Here is a 1,589-nt window from a genome sequence, read left to right as displayed (position 1 = left end):
GTGCTACCGCTCCCGGCTGACGCGGCCAGGGTGGAGGTAAGTGAGGAAAAATCCAGGCAAAAAAAAGCCGCTCAACAGGGCGGGAGCGGCCAGGAGTAACGTTGACTGAGGAGCTACCGCCATCAACGTTTAGAGATAGGTGCTCGCATGCCGGGCAGGGCACGCGAGTGGGGTATCAGCTGTCTTGCGCGGCCTTTTCAGCGGCCTTCTGTGCGGCGACTGCCTCGGCGTTGGAATTTTTCTGCTGCTGGGCGATTGCGGCATTGCGCGCAACAAAGGCTGGCGACTCTTCAGCCAGGCTAAGTTGGGAGAAAAACAGCGAACTGGTGGCGAACAGGGCAGTAAAAAGCAAAGTACGGGGCATAGTGTGATCCTCAAGTCGGGCTCATCGTGGAAAGCGAGGCCAGTGTAATGAGGGGTAAAACCGAGAAAAACCGCGTTTTTGGTGATGAGCTGTTACCTGAATTGCAACAGTGCCCGACTCAACGTGCCCAGTGTGCCGGGTTGTCCAGAATTGCTTCGTCTCTGGCAAACAGCGGGGGCAACTCAGCCTTGAGAAATTCCACCCAGGTTTTGATCTTGGCATCGAGAAAACGCCGCGACGGGTACAGCGCATAGATATTGCGCTCGCGCAGGCGGTACTCCGGCAGCAAGCGCACCAGGCTGCCGTCCAGCAAGGAGGGGCTGGCGACAAACGAGGGCAGCAGACAAAAACCCATACCGGCCTGCGCGGCTTTGACCAACGACTCGGCGATATTCACCTGAAACGCCTCATGGGGCAGCACTTCGTAGCGGCCTTCACCGTCCTCCAGCACCCAGTTATCCACATACAGTGGGTCGAGCAGGCGCAGGTAGCGGTGTTGGCGTAGGTCTGCCGGGCCACGCGGTATGCCGTGCTTGGCCAGGTAGGCGGGCGCGGCGCAGAGCACGCTGTACATGCCGCCGAGGTTTTGTGCCACCAGTTGCGAGTCGGGCAACTCACGGGCGAAGGCGATGATCACGTCGTGGCCATCTTCGATGGGATCAGGGTTGCGTTGCGACAGCGTCAGATCGACCACCACCTGCGGGTAGCGCTCGGCATAGGTGGCCACCAGCGCGGTAATGTGCTGTAGACCTAGGCCGGTCATGGTCTGCACCCGCAGGCGACCGCTGGGAATCAGGTGCGCGCCACGGGCTTCGGCAGCGGCTTCATCCACCTCGCTGAGAATCTGCCGGCAGCGCTGCAAATAACGCTCGCCGGTTTCCGTCAACGCCAGGCGCCGTGTGGTGCGATGCAGCAGGCGTGCTTGCAGTTGTTGTTCGAGCTCCGACACCAGGCGCGACACCTGCGCCGTCGACAGGCTCAACGCTTGGGCGGCAGCGGTAAAGCTGCCGGTGTCGATGACCCGGGCGAACACACGCATGCTTTGTAAGGTGTCCATCACCGCTCCGTTTTACTGCGCCTTGATTGTTGCGCACACCGTAAGGCTGCTCTACCAAAGGCACTGATTATCTGGCCTTGGCGGCAAAATATACTGCCTGCCCTGAGCTGTCACCGCTTCGGCATCGCCGTTGCCGGTTCTTTTCCTGATCGATCCAGTATTTAGAGG

General features: G+C 60.1%; 2 protein-coding genes. Both read right to left on the bottom strand.

Annotation, left to right across the window (positions count from 1 at the left end):
* Positions 1–175: 175 nt before the first annotated feature.
* On the bottom strand, positions 176–364 hold the full coding sequence (locus tag AAAB16_RS00230) for a hypothetical protein (protein ID WP_340661515.1): 189 nt from the start codon (positions 362–364) through the stop codon (positions 176–178).
* Between the two features lie 118 nt (positions 365–482).
* Positions 483–1,421: a LysR family transcriptional regulator gene (locus tag AAAB16_RS00225; protein ID WP_340661514.1), complete on the bottom strand. Its 939-nt coding sequence runs from the start codon at positions 1,419–1,421 to the stop codon at positions 483–485.
* Positions 1,422–1,589 lie beyond the last annotated feature (168 nt).

Origin of the sequence: Pseudomonas sp. (assembly GCF_037994325.1) — a bacterium.
Taxonomy (GTDB): Bacteria; Pseudomonadota; Gammaproteobacteria; order Pseudomonadales; family Pseudomonadaceae; genus Aquipseudomonas.
This window is presented reverse-complemented; position numbering and strand designations above follow the sequence as displayed.